20 protein-coding genes and 1 riboswitch are annotated in these 19,332 nt (G+C 35.2%); of the genes, 8 read left to right on the forward strand and 12 right to left on the reverse strand.

The features are described from left to right. Positions 1-311: 311 nt before the first annotated feature. Genes FQT67_RS03150 through FQT67_RS03170 form a run of 5 tightly spaced genes read left to right on the forward strand, consistent with a single transcriptional unit; the run spans position 312 to position 3,626 of the window. A complete protein-coding gene (locus tag FQT67_RS03150) occupies positions 312-869 on the forward strand; it encodes a hypothetical protein (protein ID WP_232619976.1) in 558 nt (185 codons plus the stop codon). Between the two features lie 2 nt (positions 870-871). Beyond that, complete coding sequence (locus tag FQT67_RS03155) at positions 872-1,555, forward strand: XRE family transcriptional regulator (protein ID WP_046177516.1); 684 nt, start codon at positions 872-874, stop codon at positions 1,553-1,555. Between the two features lies 1 nt (position 1,556). After that, entirely contained in the window at positions 1,557-2,972 is a 1,416-nt protein-coding gene (locus FQT67_RS03160; protein WP_046177515.1) for a Y-family DNA polymerase, read from the forward strand. Further along, a complete protein-coding gene (locus FQT67_RS03165; RefSeq protein ID WP_046177514.1) occupies positions 2,969-3,346 on the forward strand; it encodes a hypothetical protein in 378 nt (125 codons plus the stop codon). Before FQT67_RS03160 ends, FQT67_RS03165 begins: the two co-directional genes overlap by 4 nt. Next, positions 3,324-3,626 carry a DUF5960 family protein gene (locus FQT67_RS03170; protein WP_046177513.1) on the forward strand — a complete coding sequence of 101 codons (303 nt, stop codon included), beginning with the start codon at positions 3,324-3,326 and terminating at the stop codon, positions 3,624-3,626. Before FQT67_RS03165 ends, FQT67_RS03170 begins: the two co-directional genes overlap by 23 nt. Positions 3,627-4,008: 382 nt before the next feature. On the opposite strand, the gene FQT67_RS03175 is transcribed toward FQT67_RS03170, so the two are convergent. From FQT67_RS03175 to lysS, 5 genes are all read right to left on the reverse strand, one after another. After that, a complete protein-coding gene (locus tag FQT67_RS03175; protein ID WP_261308894.1) occupies positions 4,009-5,781 on the reverse strand; it encodes an N-6 DNA methylase in 1,773 nt (590 codons plus the stop codon). Positions 5,782-5,788: 7 nt separating this feature from the next. Further along, positions 5,789-7,870, reverse strand: a complete 2,082-nt coding sequence (locus FQT67_RS10900) for an N-6 DNA methylase (RefSeq protein ID WP_348639759.1) — start codon at positions 7,868-7,870, stop codon at positions 5,789-5,791. Positions 7,871-7,933: 63 nt separating this feature from the next. Further along, complete coding sequence (locus FQT67_RS10905; protein ID WP_261308895.1) at positions 7,934-8,737, reverse strand: hypothetical protein; 804 nt, start codon at positions 8,735-8,737, stop codon at positions 7,934-7,936. Positions 8,738-9,310: 573 nt separating this feature from the next. After that, positions 9,311-9,454 carry a hypothetical protein gene (locus FQT67_RS10750; RefSeq protein WP_172601559.1) on the reverse strand — a complete coding sequence of 48 codons (144 nt, stop codon included), beginning with the start codon at positions 9,452-9,454 and terminating at the stop codon, positions 9,311-9,313. Positions 9,455-9,813: 359 nt separating this feature from the next. Beyond that, the gene (gene lysS / locus FQT67_RS03185) at positions 9,814-11,304 is read right to left on the reverse strand and encodes a lysine--tRNA ligase (protein ID WP_003055423.1); all 1,491 of its coding nucleotides are present in this window, start codon (positions 11,302-11,304) and stop codon (positions 9,814-9,816) included. Between the two features lie 173 nt (positions 11,305-11,477). Between lysS and FQT67_RS03190 the strand changes: the two genes are divergently transcribed. Beyond that, positions 11,478-12,380: an HAD family hydrolase gene (locus FQT67_RS03190; RefSeq protein WP_003055421.1), complete on the forward strand. Its 903-nt coding sequence runs from the start codon at positions 11,478-11,480 to the stop codon at positions 12,378-12,380. 183 nt (positions 12,381-12,563) lie between these two features. Here FQT67_RS03190 and FQT67_RS03195 read toward each other — a convergent pair whose 3' ends face one another. The 5 genes from FQT67_RS03195 to FQT67_RS03215 all read right to left on the reverse strand — a co-directional run bounded on the left by FQT67_RS03195 (position 12,564) and on the right by FQT67_RS03215 (position 15,817). Beyond that, a complete protein-coding gene (locus tag FQT67_RS03195) occupies positions 12,564-13,184 on the reverse strand; it encodes a histidine phosphatase family protein (protein ID WP_003055428.1) in 621 nt (206 codons plus the stop codon). A 12-nt stretch (positions 13,185-13,196) separates the two neighbouring features. Beyond that, on the reverse strand, positions 13,197-13,562 hold the full coding sequence (locus FQT67_RS03200) for a YccF domain-containing protein (RefSeq protein ID WP_012766708.1): 366 nt from the start codon (positions 13,560-13,562) through the stop codon (positions 13,197-13,199). Continuing rightward, on the reverse strand, positions 13,559-14,038 hold the full coding sequence (locus FQT67_RS03205; protein ID WP_115283372.1) for an aminoacyl-tRNA deacylase: 480 nt from the start codon (positions 14,036-14,038) through the stop codon (positions 13,559-13,561). Before FQT67_RS03205 ends, FQT67_RS03200 begins: the two co-directional genes overlap by 4 nt. A 91-nt stretch (positions 14,039-14,129) precedes the next feature. Further along, positions 14,130-14,693: an energy-coupled thiamine transporter ThiT gene (gene thiT / locus FQT67_RS03210; RefSeq protein ID WP_041788876.1), complete on the reverse strand. Its 564-nt coding sequence runs from the start codon at positions 14,691-14,693 to the stop codon at positions 14,130-14,132. Between the two features lie 47 nt (positions 14,694-14,740). Further along, positions 14,741-14,837, reverse strand: a riboswitch (TPP riboswitch). A 137-nt stretch (positions 14,838-14,974) separates the two neighbouring features. Continuing rightward, entirely contained in the window at positions 14,975-15,817 is an 843-nt protein-coding gene (locus FQT67_RS03215; RefSeq protein WP_003060216.1) for a glycoside hydrolase family 25 protein, read from the reverse strand. A 323-nt stretch (positions 15,818-16,140) separates the two neighbouring features. Here FQT67_RS03215 and FQT67_RS03220 point away from each other — a divergent pair, with 323 nt between their 5' ends. Both FQT67_RS03220 and FQT67_RS03225 read left to right on the forward strand, forming a co-directional pair. Beyond that, positions 16,141-16,644 carry a membrane protein gene (locus tag FQT67_RS03220; protein WP_003050014.1) on the forward strand — a complete coding sequence of 168 codons (504 nt, stop codon included), beginning with the start codon at positions 16,141-16,143 and terminating at the stop codon, positions 16,642-16,644. Next, complete coding sequence (locus FQT67_RS03225; RefSeq protein WP_046177512.1) at positions 16,628-17,011, forward strand: DUF4430 domain-containing protein; 384 nt, start codon at positions 16,628-16,630, stop codon at positions 17,009-17,011. Before FQT67_RS03220 ends, FQT67_RS03225 begins: the two co-directional genes overlap by 17 nt. A gap of 45 nt (positions 17,012-17,056) precedes the next feature. Here the strand turns inward: FQT67_RS03225 and FQT67_RS03230 are convergent, their stop codons facing one another. Both FQT67_RS03230 and pepF read right to left on the reverse strand, forming a co-directional pair. Beyond that, positions 17,057-17,536, reverse strand: a complete 480-nt coding sequence (locus FQT67_RS03230) for a glutathione peroxidase (RefSeq protein ID WP_015057427.1) — start codon at positions 17,534-17,536, stop codon at positions 17,057-17,059. After that, complete coding sequence (pepF, locus tag FQT67_RS03235) at positions 17,529-19,328, reverse strand: oligoendopeptidase F (protein WP_046177511.1); 1,800 nt, start codon at positions 19,326-19,328, stop codon at positions 17,529-17,531. The genes FQT67_RS03230 and pepF overlap by 8 nt, the downstream gene beginning before the upstream one ends. Between the last annotated feature and the right edge of the window lie 4 nt (positions 19,329-19,332).

The following is a 19,332-nucleotide window of genomic DNA, read 5'->3' on the forward strand; positions in this document are numbered from 1 at the left end:
ATTTGAGAGAAATATATTCAAAGGTAACACGTATTGCCAAAAAAGAACTATATCAATTCATGAAAGACTATCGAGTTTCTACATTGAATTACCATTATAGTTATTATTTTGAAGATTGTTTAAGGAAGCATAAGATTCAACTACTTGAGCATCACTTTTCAAATCGTCATATAGAAGGATTGACCTTAATAGATGTCGATGGGATCTCATTTTCTTACGAAAAAGAAAACCCATTAGTCAAGCAGAACTTTACAAAGTGTCATGAGTTGGGCCACTTTATTCTAGGTCACTAAGGTTCCATTTTTACAGAAATGAAGAATGCCAGTGATTCTCTGCAAGAGACAGAGGCTAATTTATTTTCTGCTTTTATTCTTATGCCTGATGTTGTTCTATTGTCAAAAATTTATTTTAGGAGAGATTCTTTTCAAATGCTTTTGAAAGATTTAACCGTTTCAGCTGAAGCTTTAGAGTATAGACTGAGGGATTTATTTAGGTATCATTTGTCATTATCGAATCAAGAAGTTAATAATGCGATTAATTCCTATCGTAGGAACGACAACAGTATGATTCTAAACTATTTTGAACTAATTAAAGATCAAATTGTTGAAGAATTTAAGAGTATTAAAGCAAATGAATTAATACTTGTTTTAAATTATCTAAAAAACAATTCCTTTGTTGCTAGTAATAAATATTTTAGACTGCTAGAAAATAATTTTCGAAAGGAAATCGAAGAAAAAGCTTCAAATATAAAAACATGGGTGGAATATGACTTTGGTCAAACAATAGCTTATGCGTGGCGGGAAGATCTACTAAATTCCAAACAAGCAAAATCAAGAGCCAAAACGATCCTACTCCTAGAAAAGAGGTAAATATGTATCAACCAGAAAAACTGAAGCTAAAACGAACTGAACATGGTTTTAGTCAATTAAGTATAGCTGAAAGAATCGGGGTTTCTAAACAAGCCTATTCCAAATGGGAAAAAGGAATTTCTCAGCCTACAAATGAAAATCTGATAAAATTAGAAAATCTGTTTAAAGTCCCAGCAGGATACTTCAATGAGGAAGAAATTTTAAACCTTTACCACCAGTTGAATAGTCCTAATCAGAGTAAAGCCATTACATATGTCCGTAGTCTTGTTTCATCTCAAAATAAAGTTTCACACTTAATTCAAGAAACATTATACGAGTATAAAGTATTCAAGAAGATGTCAGCTGGTATTGGTTCATCAATCTATGATGATGGTGAATATGATACAGTCTATTTCAATGAAGAACTTGCTCATGATTTTGCTTCATGGATAGATGGTGATTCAATGGAACCAACCTATCATAATCATGATGTGGCTTTGATACGAGAGTCAGGCTTTGACTACGATGGAGCAATTTATGCAGTTGTTTGGAACGGCCAAACATACATTAAGAAAGTCTATCGAGATGAGGATGGATTACGTTTGGTCTCCATCAATAAGGACTATGCTGATAAGTTTGCACCTTATGATGAAAATCCACGGATTGTGGGAAAAATTGTAGGTAGCTTTACTCCTATGGAGGCATAAGATGGGCTACTTTGATTATTCACGAGAACCTAAGTCAGATATAGCTTTTGTGGATATGAAGTCTTTTTATGCAAGTGTCGAATGTGTTGAAAGAGGGTTGCATCCACTTATGACTAGCCTTTGTGTCATGAGTAGAGCTGATAACTCTAATGGTTTAATCCTCGCTTCGTCGCCAAAGTTTAAAGAAGTTTTTGGAAAATCAAATGTTGGACGGTCTTATGATCTTCCTTTTGATATTCATACACGGAAATTTTCTTATTACAACGCAGAACGCCAAGGGTTACCAACAACACCAGAATATGTTAGATTTATCGAAGAATGGGCTAAAAATACGTTTATCGTACCGCCTAGAATGGACTTATACATTGAGAAGAACATAGAGATCCAACATATCTTTCAAGATTACGCTAGCCCTGCTGATATTCTTCCATACTCTATTGATGAAGGATTTATTGATCTCACTTCCTCATTAAATTATTTCATTAGTGATAAGAATATAAGTCGAAAAGAGAAATTAGACATTATATCTGCTAGTATACAAAAAGATATTTTCCGGAAGACAGGTATTTACTCAACAATTGGAATGTCTAATGCCAACCCACTGTTAGCCAAACTTGCATTAGATAATGAAGCAAAAAAGACCGTTACCATGCGATCAAATTGGTCTTATGAAGATGTTGAGACGAAAGTTTGGGCAATACCTAATATGACGGATTTTTGGGGAATAGGCCGACGTATAGAAAAAAGACTAAACAAGTTAGGAATCTTTTCTATTCGGGAATTAGCAAATGCCAATTCAGATATCTTGAAAAAAGAGTTCGGTGTTATTGGAGTAGATTTATTCTTTCATGCCAATGGCATTGATGAGAGCAACGTTCATAAACCCTATAAAGCAAAATCCAAGGGACTAGGAAATTCTCAGGTATTACCAAGAGATTATGATAGACAAGCAGAAATTGAATTGGTTTTAAGAGAGATGGCTGAACAAGTAGCGATTCGTTTAAGAAGAGCTCATAAGAAAACTACAAATGTTTCTATCTTTGTAGGTTATTCGAGGAAAGAAGAAAAACGCCCGATTCAAGTTCAGATGAAAGTTGAACCAACGAATAACACAAAAGTACTGATTAATCATGTTCTTACCCTGTTTCATAAAAAGTATGAAAGTGGCTCGGTGCGTAGTGTAGGCGTTAATTATTCAGGATTTGTAGATGAATCATTTGGATTAATCTCATTATTTGATGATATAGAAAAAATAGAAAAGGAAGAAAGGCTTCAGTCAGCGATTGATAGTATTCGCAATCAATTTGGTTTTACTACGCTTCAAAAGGCTAATTCATTGCAAGAAGCCTCTCGCAGTATTGCTAGGAGTAAATTGGTTGGAGGTCACTCGGCTGGAGGATTAGATGGACTAAAATGATCGATAGAACTTATTTACCCTTCCAATCGGCTAGGGAACACCAAGATAGAGGAATGTTGAAATGGATGGGATTCTTTCTATCTGAACACACTACCTCGTTAAACGACGATAAAACTAAAGAAGATGTGAGTTCAGAGCTGACACTAATTAATAAATTAAAACTCATTAGCCAATTATATGCAGGGCAGTTAGCAGGACTATTCACAATAAAAGTAAACAACAGAAGACGCTTTAAAATTGGGACGATAACAGAAATTAGCCCAAAAGAAATTACAATAAAAACAACTGACGGTTATCAGTTGCTTCAGGTTGCAGATATTCTAAATATTAATTTATGGGAAGGTGATCTGTTTGATAAAGAAAGACGTTTATGAGAATAAGCTTCAGATAGACTATTTTTCAGATTCTTATTATCAGTTTGAAGAAGATTTCTACAAGTATTCTACTCTTGATATTCCGCTTCCATTCCTAACAGACGCTATTTTGAGAGAAATGGCAATGACGCATAAACGCTACTTTAAGCTTAATAAAGAAAATGCGAAGGACTGTCGAGATCACTACTTTTATTTTAAAATAAGTACACAGCCAGAGAATAAATTAGTTCGTATCTTTCAATATCAGAAGCATTCTTCTAAATTGGTAGAGAAGAAATGATTATTAATTTCAGTTAATAATTGATAAGTTGGAGTATCTCCACCTGCTGTCCATCCCAGAATAAGTCCAGACTGTCTGTAGACTGTAACATAACCAGTTCGTTCTATGAGATTGTTGTGGATATCAGAAAAGAATTTTGAAATTAGATTATCGTAATAAATTTTATTCATAAAAAATACCTCTCATTAATCTATTCGTAAAAGAGAGGTATTTTTTCATAATTTTTTTACTTTCCGTCATAATAGAAAGATTGGGAAATTGCTGTTTTAAAGGAAAGATATTTTTCCTGAAAAGACATATTTTTTGGAAAGTTTTCTACAAGGCCATGAGTGAACACCGCCTTATATGTTATTTAAAAATTTAGAGAGCAAAAATTATGATTTTAAAAGCTTCGTTCGATATAAGAAACTTCTTCCTGTGTCAAGTTATACAATTCATAGAGTTTATCATCTGTTAATTTTTTAACATCCAAATTTGATATTTCTTTAATATCAGGGATTGATAAATTTTTAATCATATTTTTAGCAGTTGAGAAATAACCGCTAGAATAAGGTTTTGAAACTTTACTAATATAAAATGAAAATAATTTTGATTCAAGAATTTTAGAAATAGTTGAAAGTAAAAGTAAATTAGAGGAGAAAATGGCATAACCAGCCGCAAATACCTCATCATTTGATGTAGATAGAGAAGTTGTTACCCGATTAGCCATATACGGTATATATAAACGTGGCCCATATTGCTTAAGACCTTGACTACGACCGTATAAATACCAATACTTCATATTCTTGTCAGATTTTCTCATATTCAATTCATCTTTAAATGTCTTAAGGTATTCTAGACAAAATGGGTAATTGTTTAGCATCTCTTCAGGGGTAATCGGAACAATATCTGAATTATTCTCATATTGATAAGGAAAAATTATCCTTAGCGAATCATCCCTATTGCTTTTATTTGGTAGAACAAATGGTCGTGTGATATATTTTTCAACTTGAAATTTCTTCGAATCATTCTCAAAATAATAAAAATCCTCGTCTTCATGCAATACTTTGAACATAAAAATATTATTTCTTTGAGTAGCCACTCCATTTTGAAATTTTAAATTATTAAGAGTTGTTTCTGAAAGATTTTCTAGTTTTGTAATGATACTCTTTTCAATCAAATTAAGTGTATGCCAAGAGTCAATCGGATTCATTTGCATCCAATTGAAGTCTTTTACCGTAATATTATTATGGTAATTATCAAGGAAATACATACGATTTTGTTGCTGATCATTACTTTTTTTTATGAAAAAATTTATCGCAGAGTAGTGTGAGATATCGTCAAAAACCAAGTCAGAGTTGAAGTTAATAAGTTTTATAACTTCAGTCTTATCTCTTAAATATGCTCTTAATTTTTTTCCGTTCTGACTTCTAAAATAAGAGTTGGGTGTAATAAATGCACCAATACCTGAGGGCTTTAATAATTTTAATCCCAATTCAAAAAATGGAATATATAAGTCCGGATTTCCATAAACTGTGTTTGGATAATGCTTGAAATATATTTTTGTATCATCAGAGATTTGTTCTCCGCTGACATAAGGAGGATTAGAAATAACAATATCAAAATGTTCTATTGAAAATAAAGATTTTACACTTTTTTCAGTGAGCGATAGACTATCTAGTTGTACAAGGTTAAATTTTTTAGGTAAGCTTCTTTTTAATTCGTAAGACAAGGTACCTAATAAAATTTTAGAAAGAATTACATTTTCCTTTACTATATCTACACCAAATAGGTGATTTTCGATTATTTTTATTATGTCGACATTAGAAGATTTTACTAATTCCTTTGCAATAGTTAAAAGAAAAATACCGCTCCCAATAGCTGGGTCAAATATATTAGGTATATCAATTGTATTCTTTATATGTAAAGAATAACATCCCATTAGATTAGCAATTTTTTTGGGGGTAAAATATATTCCATTTTTTTTTCGATCATTGTCAGAATAAATACTATCTAATTGATAAGCCAAATCTTCAATTTCAGTGAATTGTCCTGAATCGGTAATCTGATTAAACGAGGATAATTCTGTAGTATTTGTATCTAAGAAATCTAAAAATTCCCTAGACGGTGAAATATTTTTCTTTAAGAGATACTCTATAATTATTTTTTTTAACAACTATAATTTACTTCCTTTCAGATAGTTGTTCTATACTTTGTATCTCAGCATCAGAGAAATTGTATAGAGATTTTACTTTGCTATTAGCTTTATTAATAATAGCTAACAATTTATTTTTATAAGCAGTTTGCTTTGCTCCGGATGAGTTTGAAATATAATTTCTTAACTTAGAAATTTCTTCGTAGAAGTTAACTAGAATATTTTGAGAATCAGTTGATAAAATAGGAACTGGAACTAATTTTAAGAACTGTTTATTCAGCTTCCTGTATCCGTTACTAGCCTCACCAGATAATATGATTGCAAGATCGTTAAATAACTTAGAATTAAAAACAATACACATTGCCTTTAAAAAAATAATGTCATCATATTTATCAAGTATTGAGTTCATATTGGAATTGTCCCCAAACATATTCTTTTCAATAAACGATGCTTTTACATTTTTTATTGTCATTGGAATAAAAATTTTAGGTCTTTGAAATGAGTTTAACTTTGTTTCACGAGTGTATCTATAGAATTCATCCTCGTTGTCAACTTTTTCAGTGGTACTATGTTGATTCATGTAACTTAAGTAATCATAGCCATTTGGAAATGATTTTTGGATATCCAATAAACTTATTAAAGTCCCATCTTCATTATATGGAAAAATGAGATAATCTTTAGTTTCCCGAACAACATTATATTCTTCAGGAAAATCATTCCTTAATACAGGACGAACTAGATCCTGTTCAATTATAACTTTCTCATTTCGACGATTAAAAGCTTGTATTGTACCATCACTCATTTTAACTACATCATGTAGAAAATAAAATCGACTATCTAATACTTGTGGTCCAACGCCAATATTTAATCTTTCTATATCATCTAAAACAACTAAATCCGGAGAATGTAATAATTTTTGTTCTAGAAAGTGAGTAAAAGTAAGTGATTCATACGACCAATTTCGATTGATAAATAGGCTACTCTCTATTAATGCAGACCTGGTTTCCGTCATTATAACCTCGTTTAAATTAGTACGGGTACTATTTAATTTACCTTCGTGTTTCGCATAACGAATTTGAGATAATTCAAGTTTTTTGGAGGTTTTAGAACTACCACCAAACAGGCAGGCAATATATGTTGTTTTGTCTTTGAAAAGATAGTTGCTTTCAAAGTCATGAATTGTATGAAGTACTCCCTGAGTGGTTAGGTAGTTTCTTACTTTCCTTCCGTATTCAGTATTAAAGAACCGTTTCTGAATCACTAATCCATATTTTCCATCACTCTTTAATAAGTCGTTTATGCGCAATACAAAAAACATTGAGATATCTACTTTATCGCTTAAATTATATTTATTTTTTAAATATCTATGAGTTAAAGGCCACTTTCTTTTAAAATGTTTAGGCTCTACATATGGAGGATTGGTAACTACATAGTCAAAACCACCTTCTTTAAATATAATTGGAAATAATTCTTCAAATTTAGTCGGAAATTGTTCAAATTCTTCAGAAGCTAACATGAGGGCATCTTCTTGTACAATTGTATTGCCATATTTAAAGTTATTATCAATTGCACTAAGGATTTTACTAAATGGTTCAGGTAAAATGAAATTTGACATTACAATCTTTAAAGATAAAGTCATCTTTAGGACTTCAAGGGCAGTAGGGTCAATATCAACACCATATAAGCAGTTTTTTATTATAGCTTTTACATCAGATAGTGCTATTCTTTCTGAGTTAGTGATGGTTTTATACTTTTCCACCAGTAGTTCAAGCGTAGCCAGTAAAAAACTACCACTTCCTACACAGGGGTCGAGTATTTTTAATTTTAACAAGTCATTTATATTCGAAATGTGATCTAATTGAATGGTCTGTTTACAAATGTATGAAGACATTTCGTACGGAGTTGGTACAGCGCCATCAGGAGAAAGGGGCTTGTTGGAGATTTGAAGTTTATTATCATATACAAATAATTGTCGACCTAAAAATTGATCGTAAATTTCTGCAATAAATGATGGTTTTATTACATCAAAACGATAAGGAGAATTGCCTGTAATACTGGATACAAAGTCTACAAATACATCATTAGTTAGTGCAAGATTTGGTAAATCTATATCAAAAAGAGCACCGTCATACTTTAATTTAAATTCGGATACTGTCTTTCTGACAAAACTTTCTCAAAAATTTTGTGTATTTAAATAGCTTTGAAGTGTTCCATTGGTTTCTATATTTAAATCTTCTAAAAATCGAATAAATAGAACTCTGTTTATTATCACTTGAGTGTAATAGTTTAAGCTATCTTGATTAATCTTGGGAATATTTTCCAAGATAGCTTGTCCGAGTCGTACTCTAAAATTTTCTAAGATTTCAAAAAAAGCAATATCTAGAGTTTTACTTTTTTCATTGTGCAATTTTATATCTAATCCGTCACTAATATCCCAATCATGTTTTTGAATTTTATCCTTATAAAAGAAAGTAGAGTATTTATCAAAGTCCTGAATTAAATCATCAATTGTAAAAAAGATAGCTTTAAACTGAGGATCTTGATTTTGATCAGGTATAAATGTTGTATCATATACACCAAATTCATGGAAATTTGACATCATAGCAAGTGGTAGATTCATAGACCAAGAATAAGAACGAATTTGGAAAGCATTTGACTTTGAATTTTTAAAATCTTCAGTTATGTTCTTCGCATCACACACCATTTTATACACACCATTTTCGCAAAATATATAATCAGGTTTTTTGTGACCACTACTAATTGAAATTAGATTTTTTTTTGCTTCACCTTCAAGATGTTTCTCCTCAATAACTTCAGTGATATCTGAAAGATTCCACCCAAAAAGTTCAAATAGTTTATTTAAAAAACCACTACGGATTTTTTCTTCAGAAACTGAGGAACGAGAAGTACTAAGTGTATTTTCGAAATCAGCTTTTAGTTTCCTTAAATTAGCTAAAATAATATATTTGTTATTCATTGCTTCTCCTTAAATATCATAACTATTATAACATTTATCATTAGATAAATTACAACGGGAATTTAAGTAATATAATCTAAATAACTTTTCGAATCTAAATATAAACAAAATTAATGAAATATTGTATAGATGTCGTAGGTAAATTTTTCAATAATATGATATTGTAAAGATTACATAGAAATAAAATATTACTTGCAGATTTAAGTAGTATTTATTCTAAACAGATTAAAAATTTTTAACTTTTTGGTAGATAATAGGATTAGTAATAGAGGCAAAGATAGAAACAAGAAAATTTGATTTTGATACAAAAACAAGAATTGATCTCACAGATATCTACACCGAAAATAAAAGTCGTTTTGATAATATAGCACAAAAGACAGGAAACACTTATGAAATTGTTTATGGATGTATCAAATGATTTACATCACCGCCTTCACCGGCTCAATCCAAATCTGGTAAAACTCCTCAATCCTAGAGTACAGATATTCTCTTGACCGAGGTGGAGTTTCTTCTAAGAGCTCCTGATAAGAACTCAGAGAGGTAATATCTGAAATTTTGAAATCGAAGTCTGTTTTATATATACATAGAAGTAATATCATTTCCTAAACTAAAAACGGAAAACTTCTGTTCTCCGTTAAAGATATTTCTAGTAATTTGACTTTGAAGAAGTCTAATAGCATTGTAAAGATTGTCGATATGGTTATCTAAATTAATCATGATTTTCTCCTTAATTAATGTTATAGGCATAAAAAAAGTTCACCTTATTCAAGTGAAGTTGTTTGAAATTAGTTGAATAATTGATAAAGATCAATGACTAGAATACCTGAAAATATAGGTTATTTACACCAGTTCAAAATAGAAACGGTGAAACCAGGTCTTACAAAAGTTATAGATTGCATAAAAAAAACGAACACATACTTAGAATTAAATTTCTAGGTTTAGCTTAGTTCGTTTTTTTTTGATTTAAAATCTTTTAATTTTGGTTTATCAAGTCTTTAATAATTTTTGTTAAATTTTTGTTAAGTTATGCAATTCTATCTCCAGAAACCTTATGATATCATGGTTTTTAAGCGAGATTACTTCATTGTTGGGAAAAGTAGTACATCTCGGATAGTTGTTGTGTTTGTTAATAACATGCAGAGACGGTCAATACCAATTCCGAGTCCACCGGTTGGCGGCATACCATATTCAAGAGCTTCAACGAAGTCGTAGTCAATGCCAGTTGCTTCGTCATCACCAAGTTCTTTGGCTTGTGCTTGTGCTTCAAAACGAGATAATTGGTCAATGGGATCATTTAACTCTGTGAAAGCATTGGCGTATTCTTTGGTCATGATGAAAAGTTCGAAGCGGTCGGTGAAGCGGGTATCTTCTGGATTCTTCTTAGCCAAAGGCGATACTTCAACAGGATGACCAAAGACAAAGGTTGGTTGGACCAAGGTTTCTTCAACAAATTCCTCGAAGAAAGCATTGATGATATGTCCGACACTTGTGAAGTGTTTTTCGAGTGGGACCTGTTTTTCTTTGGCAAGTGCAATAGCTTCTTCGACAGTCATTTCAGGCCAGAAATCAACACCTGTCACTTCCTTGATAGCATCTACCATGTGAACACGTTTGAAAGGTTCATTGATACGGATTTCGGTTCCTTGATAATCAATAGGGCCATCACCTTTAACAGCTTTAGCAGCATGTTGGATAATGCCTTCTGTCAGGTTCATGATATCAAGATAGTCTGCATAGGCTTGGTAAACCTCAATAGAAGTGAACTCAGGATTATGAGTAGCATCCATTCCCTCGTTACGGAAGATACGACCAATTTCATAGACACGTTCCATACCACCAACAATCAAACGTTTCAAATGAAGTTCTGTTGCGATACGAAGTACCATGTCAATGTTTTGAGCATTATGGTGAGTAACGAAAGGACGAGCAGCAGCACCACCAGCTTCGTTATGAAGCACAGGCGTTTCTACTTCTAGGAAATCAAGTCCGTCTAAATAACGACGGATTTCTGAAATCATTTTGGAACGGGTCACGAAGCGGTCAAAGCTTTCACGATTTGAAATTAAATCAAGGTGACGCTTACGGTAAATGGTTTCAATATCAGTTAATCCGTGGAATTTTTCAGGAAGAGGACGAAGTGATTTAGAAAGGTGAGTCAACTTGGTTGCCTTGATTGACAACTCGCCCATGTCTGTACGCATGACTTCGCCTTCAACGCCGATAAAGTCGCCTAAATCGGCTTTTTTGAAGATTTCATAGTTGTCTTCGCCAACAGAGTCCTTGCGAACATAAAGTTGGATTTGGCCTTCACGGTCTTGAAGATGAGCAAAACCAACCTTACCTTTGCCACGTTTTGTCATCAAGCGGCCAGCAACAATAGCTGTTTCGTTTAACTCATGTAATTCTTCTTTTGTTTTATCAGCATACTTTTCTTTTAATTCAGCAGAATTGGCTGTGCGGTCAAAGCGTTTACCGAAAGGATCAATTCCTTGTTCAGCCAGAGCCATCATCTTTTCACGACGGACAATCTGTTGGTCATTTAATTCTTCGATGTGTTGATTAGACATATTTTCCTCCAATACGATTTCCTTTCCATTGTATCATAAAAGAGGCTAGAATACACCTATATTTCGTTGGAAAATGCGACTGCAGCGGGGCACTTTTTTGAAAATAAAATTGAAAAGCCTAATGGAAAATAGTATAATGATTGGGATATTAAACTAGAAAAGAAGAGAGACTCATGATTACTGCTATTGTTTTTGATGTGGATGACACAATTTACGACCAGCAAGCGCCTTATCGAATCGCCATGGAAAAGTGCTTCCCAGATTTTGATATGTCAGTAATGAATCAAGCTTATATTCGCTTTCGTCATTATTCAGATGTTGGATTCCCAAGAGTAATGGCAGGGGAGTGGACGACCGAATATTTCCGATTCTGGCGTTGCAAGGAAACACTGCTTGAGTTTGGCTATCGAGAAATCGACGAAGCTGCGGGAGTACATTTTCAAGAAGTCTATGAGCACGAACTTGAGAACATTACCATGCTAGACGAGATGCGCATGACCCTGGATTTTTTAAAATCAAAGAATGTTCCAATGGGGATTATTACTAATGGGCCAACAGAACATCAGCTGAAAAAAGTTCGTAAATTAGGGCTTTATGATTATATTGATCCTAAGCGTGTCATTGTGAGCCAAGCAACAGGGTTTCAAAAACCAGAAAAAGAAATTTTTAACCTGGCGGCAGAACAGTTTGACATGAACCCACAAACCACACTATATGTTGGGGATTCTTATGACAATGATATCATGGGGGCTTTTAACGGTGGATGGCATTCGATGTGGTTTAACCATAGAGGACGTCAGTTAAAGCCAAGAACTAAGCCTGTTTATGATGTGGCGATTGATAACTTTGAACAACTCTTTGGTGCTGTTAAAGTACTCTTTGATTTACCTGATAATAAATTTATTTTTGATGTCAATGACAAGAAAAATCCAATTTTACAGATGGGTATCAACAATGGTTTGATGATGGCAGCAGAGCGTTTGCTTGAAAGCAACATGAGCATTGACAAAGTGGTTATCTTGCTTCGATTAACCAAGCAGCAAGAAAAGGTTTTGCGCTTAAAATATGCCAGATAAAGAGTATCAGAGCCGTTTCTTTCGCTAAAGACTAAGTAATAAGGAGGTTAGCAAGTCACGTTTTCCTTGAGAGAAGAGGCCGCCTACTTGTTGGCTTTTTTAGAAAACGACTGGAAAGATTATAACTCATTGGCACTCATAGATTTAAAAAAACGTCCTAACACTAATTTAGGACGGTTTTTGTTATTCTGTAAAGGATTTATCGTTCCATTTTAAACACTGAAAGTCTTGACCATTCTTAGTTTCAAGTATGGTTAAACTAGCATTGTCCAATCCACCTTTGGCCAGCAGTAAAGCGGGTTCGAAACCTAAGAGTGACCGAATGCTAGCAGTTAAATTGGCTCCATGTCCCACAATAAGGACATTATGGTAGTTTTTGTCACCAAATGATTCAATCAGTTGCCTCACGCGCTGGGTGGTCTGGTAGATGGATTCTGCTTCAAAGTGATGCGGTTTAAATTGGGCTAAATTATGACGAAAAGCTGACATCTGTTGAGGATAAATAGCTGCCATAGTGGCTATCTTTGCCCCTTCCAATTTGCCTAATCGCCACTCCCGAAGTTGATCAGTATGGTAAAGGCTAGGTTCTTGGTCAAAAGAGTCCAAAATAATGGCTGCCGTAGCCATCGCTCTAGGAAGGTCACTGGTATAGACAGCATCAAAGGAAATTTTTGATAGCGACTTTCCTAATAAGCGAATCTCGTCTTTGGATTCTTCAAGTAGGGGTGAATCACCGCCAGCTCCCTGAAAACGCCCTTCCAAATTCCAGAGGGTTTTACCATGTCTTACAAAATATAATTTCATGAAAAGATCCCTTTAAAGGTAAGTGATTCGAGCACCAAAAGGAAAGAGACTGATGAGAGCTAACTTGAGACACTGACCTGCAAAAGGAATTCCGATAATGGAAATACAGAGTAAAAGAGCAGAGGTAAGGTGCATCACCGCTAGGCTCCAACCACAGATTAACATCCAGAGGAGATTTAAGATGAGGCTATCAGTTCCTGTACCGGTGTCGATAGTTTTACCGAAAGGAAATAACCCAAAGTTGCCGATTTTAAAGCATTGAAGGCCAAAAGGGATACCAATAATCGTTAAGCACAGCAAAATACCGATAAAAGACCAGGCCAACCAAGCCCAAAAACCAGAAAAGATAAACCAAATCATATTTGCAATAGTTCTCATTTTTTCTCCTTTAAATCAGCAAAGCTTGCCCCAACGAAATCGGCTAAGGTGTGACTGTCGATTTGAATAGAACGTCCAATCTCACCAGCAGAGACAATCATCTGTCCCTTCTCGAGGGCCGTTTCATCAATAAAAATAGGAAAGGAATGCTTTTGACGAATCCCAACAGGATTGTTTGCCCCGTGAACGTAGCCAGTTGTCTTTTGCAAGTCTTTTTGAGGAATCATGGAGACCTTCTTATTACCAGAGACTTTTGCCAGTTGCTTTTCAGACAAGTGTTCTGTCAAAGGGATAATCCCAATTAGAGGTCCCGTTTTATCCCCGATGAGGGCGAGGGTTTTATAAATATCAGAAGCTTGAATGCCTGAGGGCAAATCACCTTCTAAAGCATTAAGACTCAGTCTCTGATGAGCGATGTGAGCCTTATCTAATATTTGTTCCACTAAGGTTTTTTTGCGTTTTGTTTTTTTAGCCATGATCAAGTCCTTATCATTGTCTTAAACATAAAAAATGGTATAACACTAACATTATACCATTTTTTAAAGTTTTCTTTCAAATTGTTAAAGCTTAGTCTCTTGGATCAAAAAATTGAGGTTGGGTTGGCAAGATAAGCAAGAGGGCCAAAAGCGTGACTAATAAAGTAAGCAATCCAGCAGTTCCATTGACAGTAAAGGAATACCAGATGGCAGACATCCCTTTTGGAGCATAGCTTCCCCAGAAAATAACACCTGCAATAAAGTGCCAGAGGTAGCGTACCCCAACGGCTACGATAGTAGCCATTAAGGCGATAAGCAAGGCAAAAGGTTTTTTTTGTTGTCTTAAGGTTTTGACAAGACTATCAGAGAAGATTCCTGCTAATCCCATTGAAATAAAGGCTAAAATATACTCAATAAAGACTTGGGACATGCTGAGATAGTAAACTTTTCCAAGTGCAAAATGTAATAGTCCCCAAATAAGTCCCGCAAGCAATCCATATTTCAACCCACGTCTCAAAGAGAAGATAACCAGAGGAATAGCACCATATGAAGGGCTAAACCATCCTGCAAAATCTGGAATGAAGGAAAGTGCCATTGCTAGGGCAGCAAAAATAGCAGCTTCGATAAGGTATTTGACATTTGTGTTTTTTGACATAAAAAACTCCTTTTCAGAGACAAAAAAGAGCATTGTTTTCCCAACTATTATCGTTTGGTCACAATCCCTACGCTTGTACTAGCAAGATCAGGTCCTCAGGATTTCGCAATTGCGATCTCAGCCAAAGCACTCCTTTGTGAATCATTATATTTTTTTCTATATTATATGATGCCGTGAAAGCCCTGTCAAGAAAATTGGCTTACCATCTAAACTTTAGAATACCAAGACGAACAGAAACAGGAGTTATCAAACGTAAAAAAGCCAGTTTCTAAACTGGTCTTTTAGTTCTTAATCTTTCCAAAGAGTTTTTCAAACGTTTTTTTAGTGTCCTTGGTTACAGCAATTTGATTCAAATCCAAGGGATGGTTAAAACCGTTGATGTAGCCTTGTGAAGTGTATTGGTGCAAGTCGTAATCTAGAGTTGTATTAGGAGCGGCCTCGTAATAGCCCGAATCGCTACCATAAGTGGGAATCCAAATGGCATCAAAACCTTTTGTTGAGATTTCTTGTTCAGCCATAAAGTAGGTCCCGATATACAAACCGATATTTTCAGCCCCTAGTTTTTTAAGTTCTTCTCTAAATGCTTTAACACCTTTGTTCATATCTTTCATCGTCACTTCTTCGACATCAATCCAATAATAAGTTGGATTAAAAGGAGCGGCATTTTTGTAGAAGGCTCTTGCTTCTTCTCGCATTTCTTTGGCACTGCGTCCAAGGGCATAGCTGTAAACAGCTACGGGGACATCACGCTTTTGGAATTCCTTGATGTGTTTTTTAAAAGATTTGTCAATTCCGGTGGTAAAAGCCGCATTATTATGGGCTGTGATTTGTGACCCTCCATAGACACGAACAATTGCCCCAGAGATGTTATGTGATAAAGTGTCATAATCAATTTCTTCTGGGAGTTGCCAACCGGAAACATCAATAATAGGATTTAAAACAAAGTCTTCAGTCTCACTTGTGCTTGTTTTAGTTGAACTACTGGTTGCAATAGGAATATTAGCCTTTGCTTGCTCAAGCTCTTTTTGTTTCACTTGATTAGCGTGTAACTTTCCAATGATTAATACCATTGCCAGTAGCGCAAAGAAGACGAGCACAACAATAGGTTTTATTCTTCTTCTCATTATTGCTATTGTACCTTAATTACTGGGAAAAATCAAAATATCCTAACTATTTCCTTATATTATCTTGCATTTTAAGGAGTTCATGCTAAAAGGGTCAAGAATCGAGTGAGAGCCTATGTAAGAAATCATTCCTCAAGTTAGTATATAGCTATGACCTATATCAGTGAACAGAATAAGCTAGTCTTTAACTATATCGTAGAAGAGTAGGGTCACTTCTTTATTAAGTTATCCTCATTTTATGTTAGTTTGATAAGAAATGAGCCCAAAACTGGCTAAGTGCTTTAAAATCTGTCATAATAAAGAAAAAACAAGAAAGAGAAATTATGTCAACTAAGGTTGTTAGTCGAATCGCTGTGATGTCAGCTCTTTGTGTAGTACTTCGCATTGCTTTTAGTAGTCTTCCTAATGTCCAGCCTGTGACGGCTATTTTTTTAGGATATCTTCTTTATTTTGGGTTAGCAGAAGCTAGTTTAGTCATGATGTTATGCTTATTGTCCTCATCTTTTTTACTTGGCTTTGGTCCCTGGGTTTTCTGGCAGATTACGTGTTTTGCTTTCATTCTCTTGCTTTGGCGGTATATCTTTTATCCCCTAACGCTGAGAGTAAAACGCCACCAAATTATCTATCAGGCTGTTTTTGCTGGCTTTGGGGGATTTCTTTATGGGGTGCTGATAGATACTTGTTTTGCGTATTTGTATAGTATGCCTTGGTGGAGCTATGTTTTAGCAGGGATGCCCTTTAATATAGCGCATGCTTTATCAACTCTCGTCTTTTTTCCAGTTATTATGATGTTATTTAGGAGGTTAATCGGTGAACAAAGGATTTAAAACAGGATTTTTAGTACTTGTTGCTATGCTACTAGTGGCTTGCTCGCAAGGAACAAAACAAACACAGACTCCAAGCGTTCCCAAATCAGACCATCACGTTCGCTTAGTTGTTAAAGAAGACACCAATACTGTTGACGAAAAAGTTTCTTTTGAGGAAGGAGACACAGTGCTTGAGGTCCTCAAAGATAATTATGAGGTCAAAGAAAAAGATGGCTTTATCACTTCTATTGATGGTATTGAACAAGATATGAAAGCTAACAAATACTGGCTTTTTAAGGTGAATGGAAAGATGGCAGATAAGGGTGCCGATCAAATTACCGTTAAAGATGGTGATAGCATTGAATTTTATCAAGAAGTTTTTAATTAGTAACTATAATATAAAATAGACTTGGCACACCAAGTCTATTTTATATTAACCAAGAAGTGCTTTAAGGTCTTCTTCAATTAGTTTAGGATCTGTCTTTGAGGAATAGCGTTTAATGACTTGACCATTTTGGTCAATGAGAAATTTAGCGAAGTTCCATTCGATGCGTTTCCCGAGGGGCCCACTTTTTTCTTCTTTTAACCAGGTGAACAAAGGATCAGCGTCTTTACCATTCACTTTGATTTTTGCAAAGCGAGGGAAAGTAGTGTGATAGGTCAGACTGCAAAAGTGATTAATCTCCTCAGCATCTCCTGGAGCTTGATTTAAAAATTGGTTGCAAGGAAAATCTAAGACCTCAAATCCCTTGTCATGGTATGTGTCATATAGTGCTTGCAAGGCCTGGTATTGTGGGGTTAGCCCACATTTGGTAGCTGTATTCACGACCAAAACCACTTTTTCTTTGTAGTTAACTAGTGAGATGTCACTGCCGTCCTGAGCCTTAACCGTAAAATCATAGAGATTAGGCATGTGACATATCCTCGGTGTAACTGATAATTTGGTCAACGGTATCACTCAAGAATTGAATGGTATCCCGAAGAGGTTTTTCAGTGGCAATGTCTGCCCCAATGAGCATTGCAGTATCAAGAGGTGTACGGCTGCCACCTGATTTTAGGAAGTCAAGCCACTCCTTGGCACCATTTGGATTATGTTTAAGGTTGAGGTAACCAGCTGTTGACATAACAAGCCCAGCAGAATAGGTATAACTATATAAGCCCATGTAGTAATGCGCTTGGCGCATCCAGGTAAGAGCTGCGTCATCGTCAATGTCAACGGCATCTCCCCAGAAGTCTGTTAAGACCTCTTTCATCATCGCATTTAATTGGTCAGCTCCAAAGGTACCGCCTTCTTCAATAAGGGTGTAAACCTTACGTTGGAAAGCCGCTTCCAATAGGTGAGTGATAAAGTTATGGAAGTAGGTGTCTGTTAAACGGTGAGCAAGGGCAAAACGTTTTTGACGAGGGTCATCAAACTGATGTTCCAAGTAATCACTAAGCATCAATTCATTAAAGGTCGATGGCGCTTCGACGTAATAAGTTGACATATGGGTGTTGAAGTAACTTTGGTGATTATCAGAGAAAATAAATTGGCCAGAGTGTCCGATTTCATGAATAAGGGTATAAACATCAGACATTCTTCCAGTCCAACTCATTAAGACATACGGATGAACCTTGTAGGGATCAGCAGCATAACCACCAGAATCCTTATTGGCGTTAGCAGCAAAGTCAACCCAGCGTTCTGTCTGATAACGTTCGATTTCTTTCGTGTATTCTTGTCCTAATGGGGCTAGAGATTTCATCACGAGGTCATAGGCACCATCAATGCTGACTTCTGGATTGAGATCATTGTCAATATCTAGCTTCCAGTCAGCAAAAGTCATTTTCTCAAGACCATTGACTTGGGCGACGTGTTTTAAGAATTTCTGAGCAACCGGTCCAAATTCAGTCATGATGAGGTCAATTTGGCGGTCGAACAAGCTACGATCCACTTCCTGTTCAGCTAGGAGGTAATCAAAGACAGAAGCGTAGCCTTTCATATCCGCTAACAGTTTTTCAGATTTAACCTTGGCTAAGTAAGCCGCTGCAGCTGTATTTTGGTGTTTACGGAGACCTTTTGAGAAGGAACGGAAAGCTTTGTCACGAATTTCAGCATTTTCGTGATTTTGATAGAAATTTTCGTAAGAAACAAAGCTATTTTTATAGGTTTTACCATCCACCTCAAAATCATCCATGTCAAAGTCACCAGCCCGCATTTTGGTGTAAATATCATAGGGCGCATTGATAACCTCGCGTAAGTTAGCCAAAGCCTTTTCCACATCAGGACTTAAGAGGTGTTCTTTTTGGATTTTTGCCATGCGAATAGCTGCGCTGAAATAAGGGTTCTTTTCTAATGTATCTAACACGTCAAGGTCGGCATTGGCTAAGGCGGTGTCAAAGAAGCTAAGGGCAACGCTAGCTTTAGTCATGAAATCATCGCCAGCCTGAGCAATTTGAGCAAAACTTTCATCTGAAAAGTCAGTGGTTTGAGGCATAAAGGCATAAGTGCCAATATGACTCATTTGAATATAAATATGCTCAATTTCTATTAAGGCCTGAGTGAAATCATCCACCGATGTTAAGCGGCCTTCATAATTGCGCTTAAATAGGTCAATATCTTGTAAGGCTTTTTCAATAGCGAGTAAAAAATCTTGGCGGTCTTTGTAGAGCGCTGTTAAATCCCAAAGTTCATTTTCAGGAAATTCTGAACGTTTTTTTAATTCCATAATG

This window comes from Streptococcus sp. NCTC 11567 (assembly GCF_902141215.1).
GTDB lineage: Bacteria > Bacillota > Bacilli > Lactobacillales > Streptococcaceae > Streptococcus > Streptococcus dysgalactiae.

Coding starts and splice junctions, on each gene's coding strand:
- thiT (WP_041788876.1), bottom strand. CDS start 14,693: ATGTCAAAAAACACAAATGTCAAATACCTTATCGAAGCTGCTATTTTT.
- FQT67_RS10750 (WP_172601559.1), bottom strand. CDS start 9,454: ATGATTAATTTAGATAACCATATCGACAATCTTTACAATGCTATTAGA.
- FQT67_RS03160 (WP_046177515.1), top strand. CDS start 1,557: ATGGGCTACTTTGATTATTCACGAGAACCTAAGTCAGATATAGCTTTT.
- FQT67_RS03220 (WP_003050014.1), top strand. CDS start 16,141: ATGTCAACTAAGGTTGTTAGTCGAATCGCTGTGATGTCAGCTCTTTGT.
- pepF (WP_046177511.1), bottom strand. CDS start 19,328: ATGGAATTAAAAAAACGTTCAGAATTTCCTGAAAATGAACTTTGGGAT.
- FQT67_RS03215 (WP_003060216.1), bottom strand. CDS start 15,817: ATGAGAAGAAGAATAAAACCTATTGTTGTGCTCGTCTTCTTTGCGCTA.
- FQT67_RS03150 (WP_232619976.1), top strand. CDS start 312: ATGAAGAATGCCAGTGATTCTCTGCAAGAGACAGAGGCTAATTTATTT.
- FQT67_RS03195 (WP_003055428.1), bottom strand. CDS start 13,184: ATGAAATTATATTTTGTAAGACATGGTAAAACCCTCTGGAATTTGGAA.
- FQT67_RS03165 (WP_046177514.1), top strand. CDS start 2,969: ATGATCGATAGAACTTATTTACCCTTCCAATCGGCTAGGGAACACCAA.
- FQT67_RS03200 (WP_012766708.1), bottom strand. CDS start 13,562: ATGAGAACTATTGCAAATATGATTTGGTTTATCTTTTCTGGTTTTTGG.
- FQT67_RS03190 (WP_003055421.1), top strand. CDS start 11,478: ATGATTACTGCTATTGTTTTTGATGTGGATGACACAATTTACGACCAG.
- FQT67_RS10905 (WP_261308895.1), bottom strand. CDS start 8,737: ATGAATAACAAATATATTATTTTAGCTAATTTAAGGAAACTAAAAGCT.
- FQT67_RS03205 (WP_115283372.1), bottom strand. CDS start 14,038: ATGGCTAAAAAAACAAAACGCAAAAAAACCTTAGTGGAACAAATATTA.
- lysS (WP_003055423.1), bottom strand. CDS start 11,304: ATGTCTAATCAACACATCGAAGAATTAAATGACCAACAGATTGTCCGT.
- FQT67_RS03155 (WP_046177516.1), top strand. CDS start 872: ATGTATCAACCAGAAAAACTGAAGCTAAAACGAACTGAACATGGTTTT.
- FQT67_RS03230 (WP_015057427.1), bottom strand. CDS start 17,536: ATGCCTAATCTCTATGATTTTACGGTTAAGGCTCAGGACGGCAGTGAC.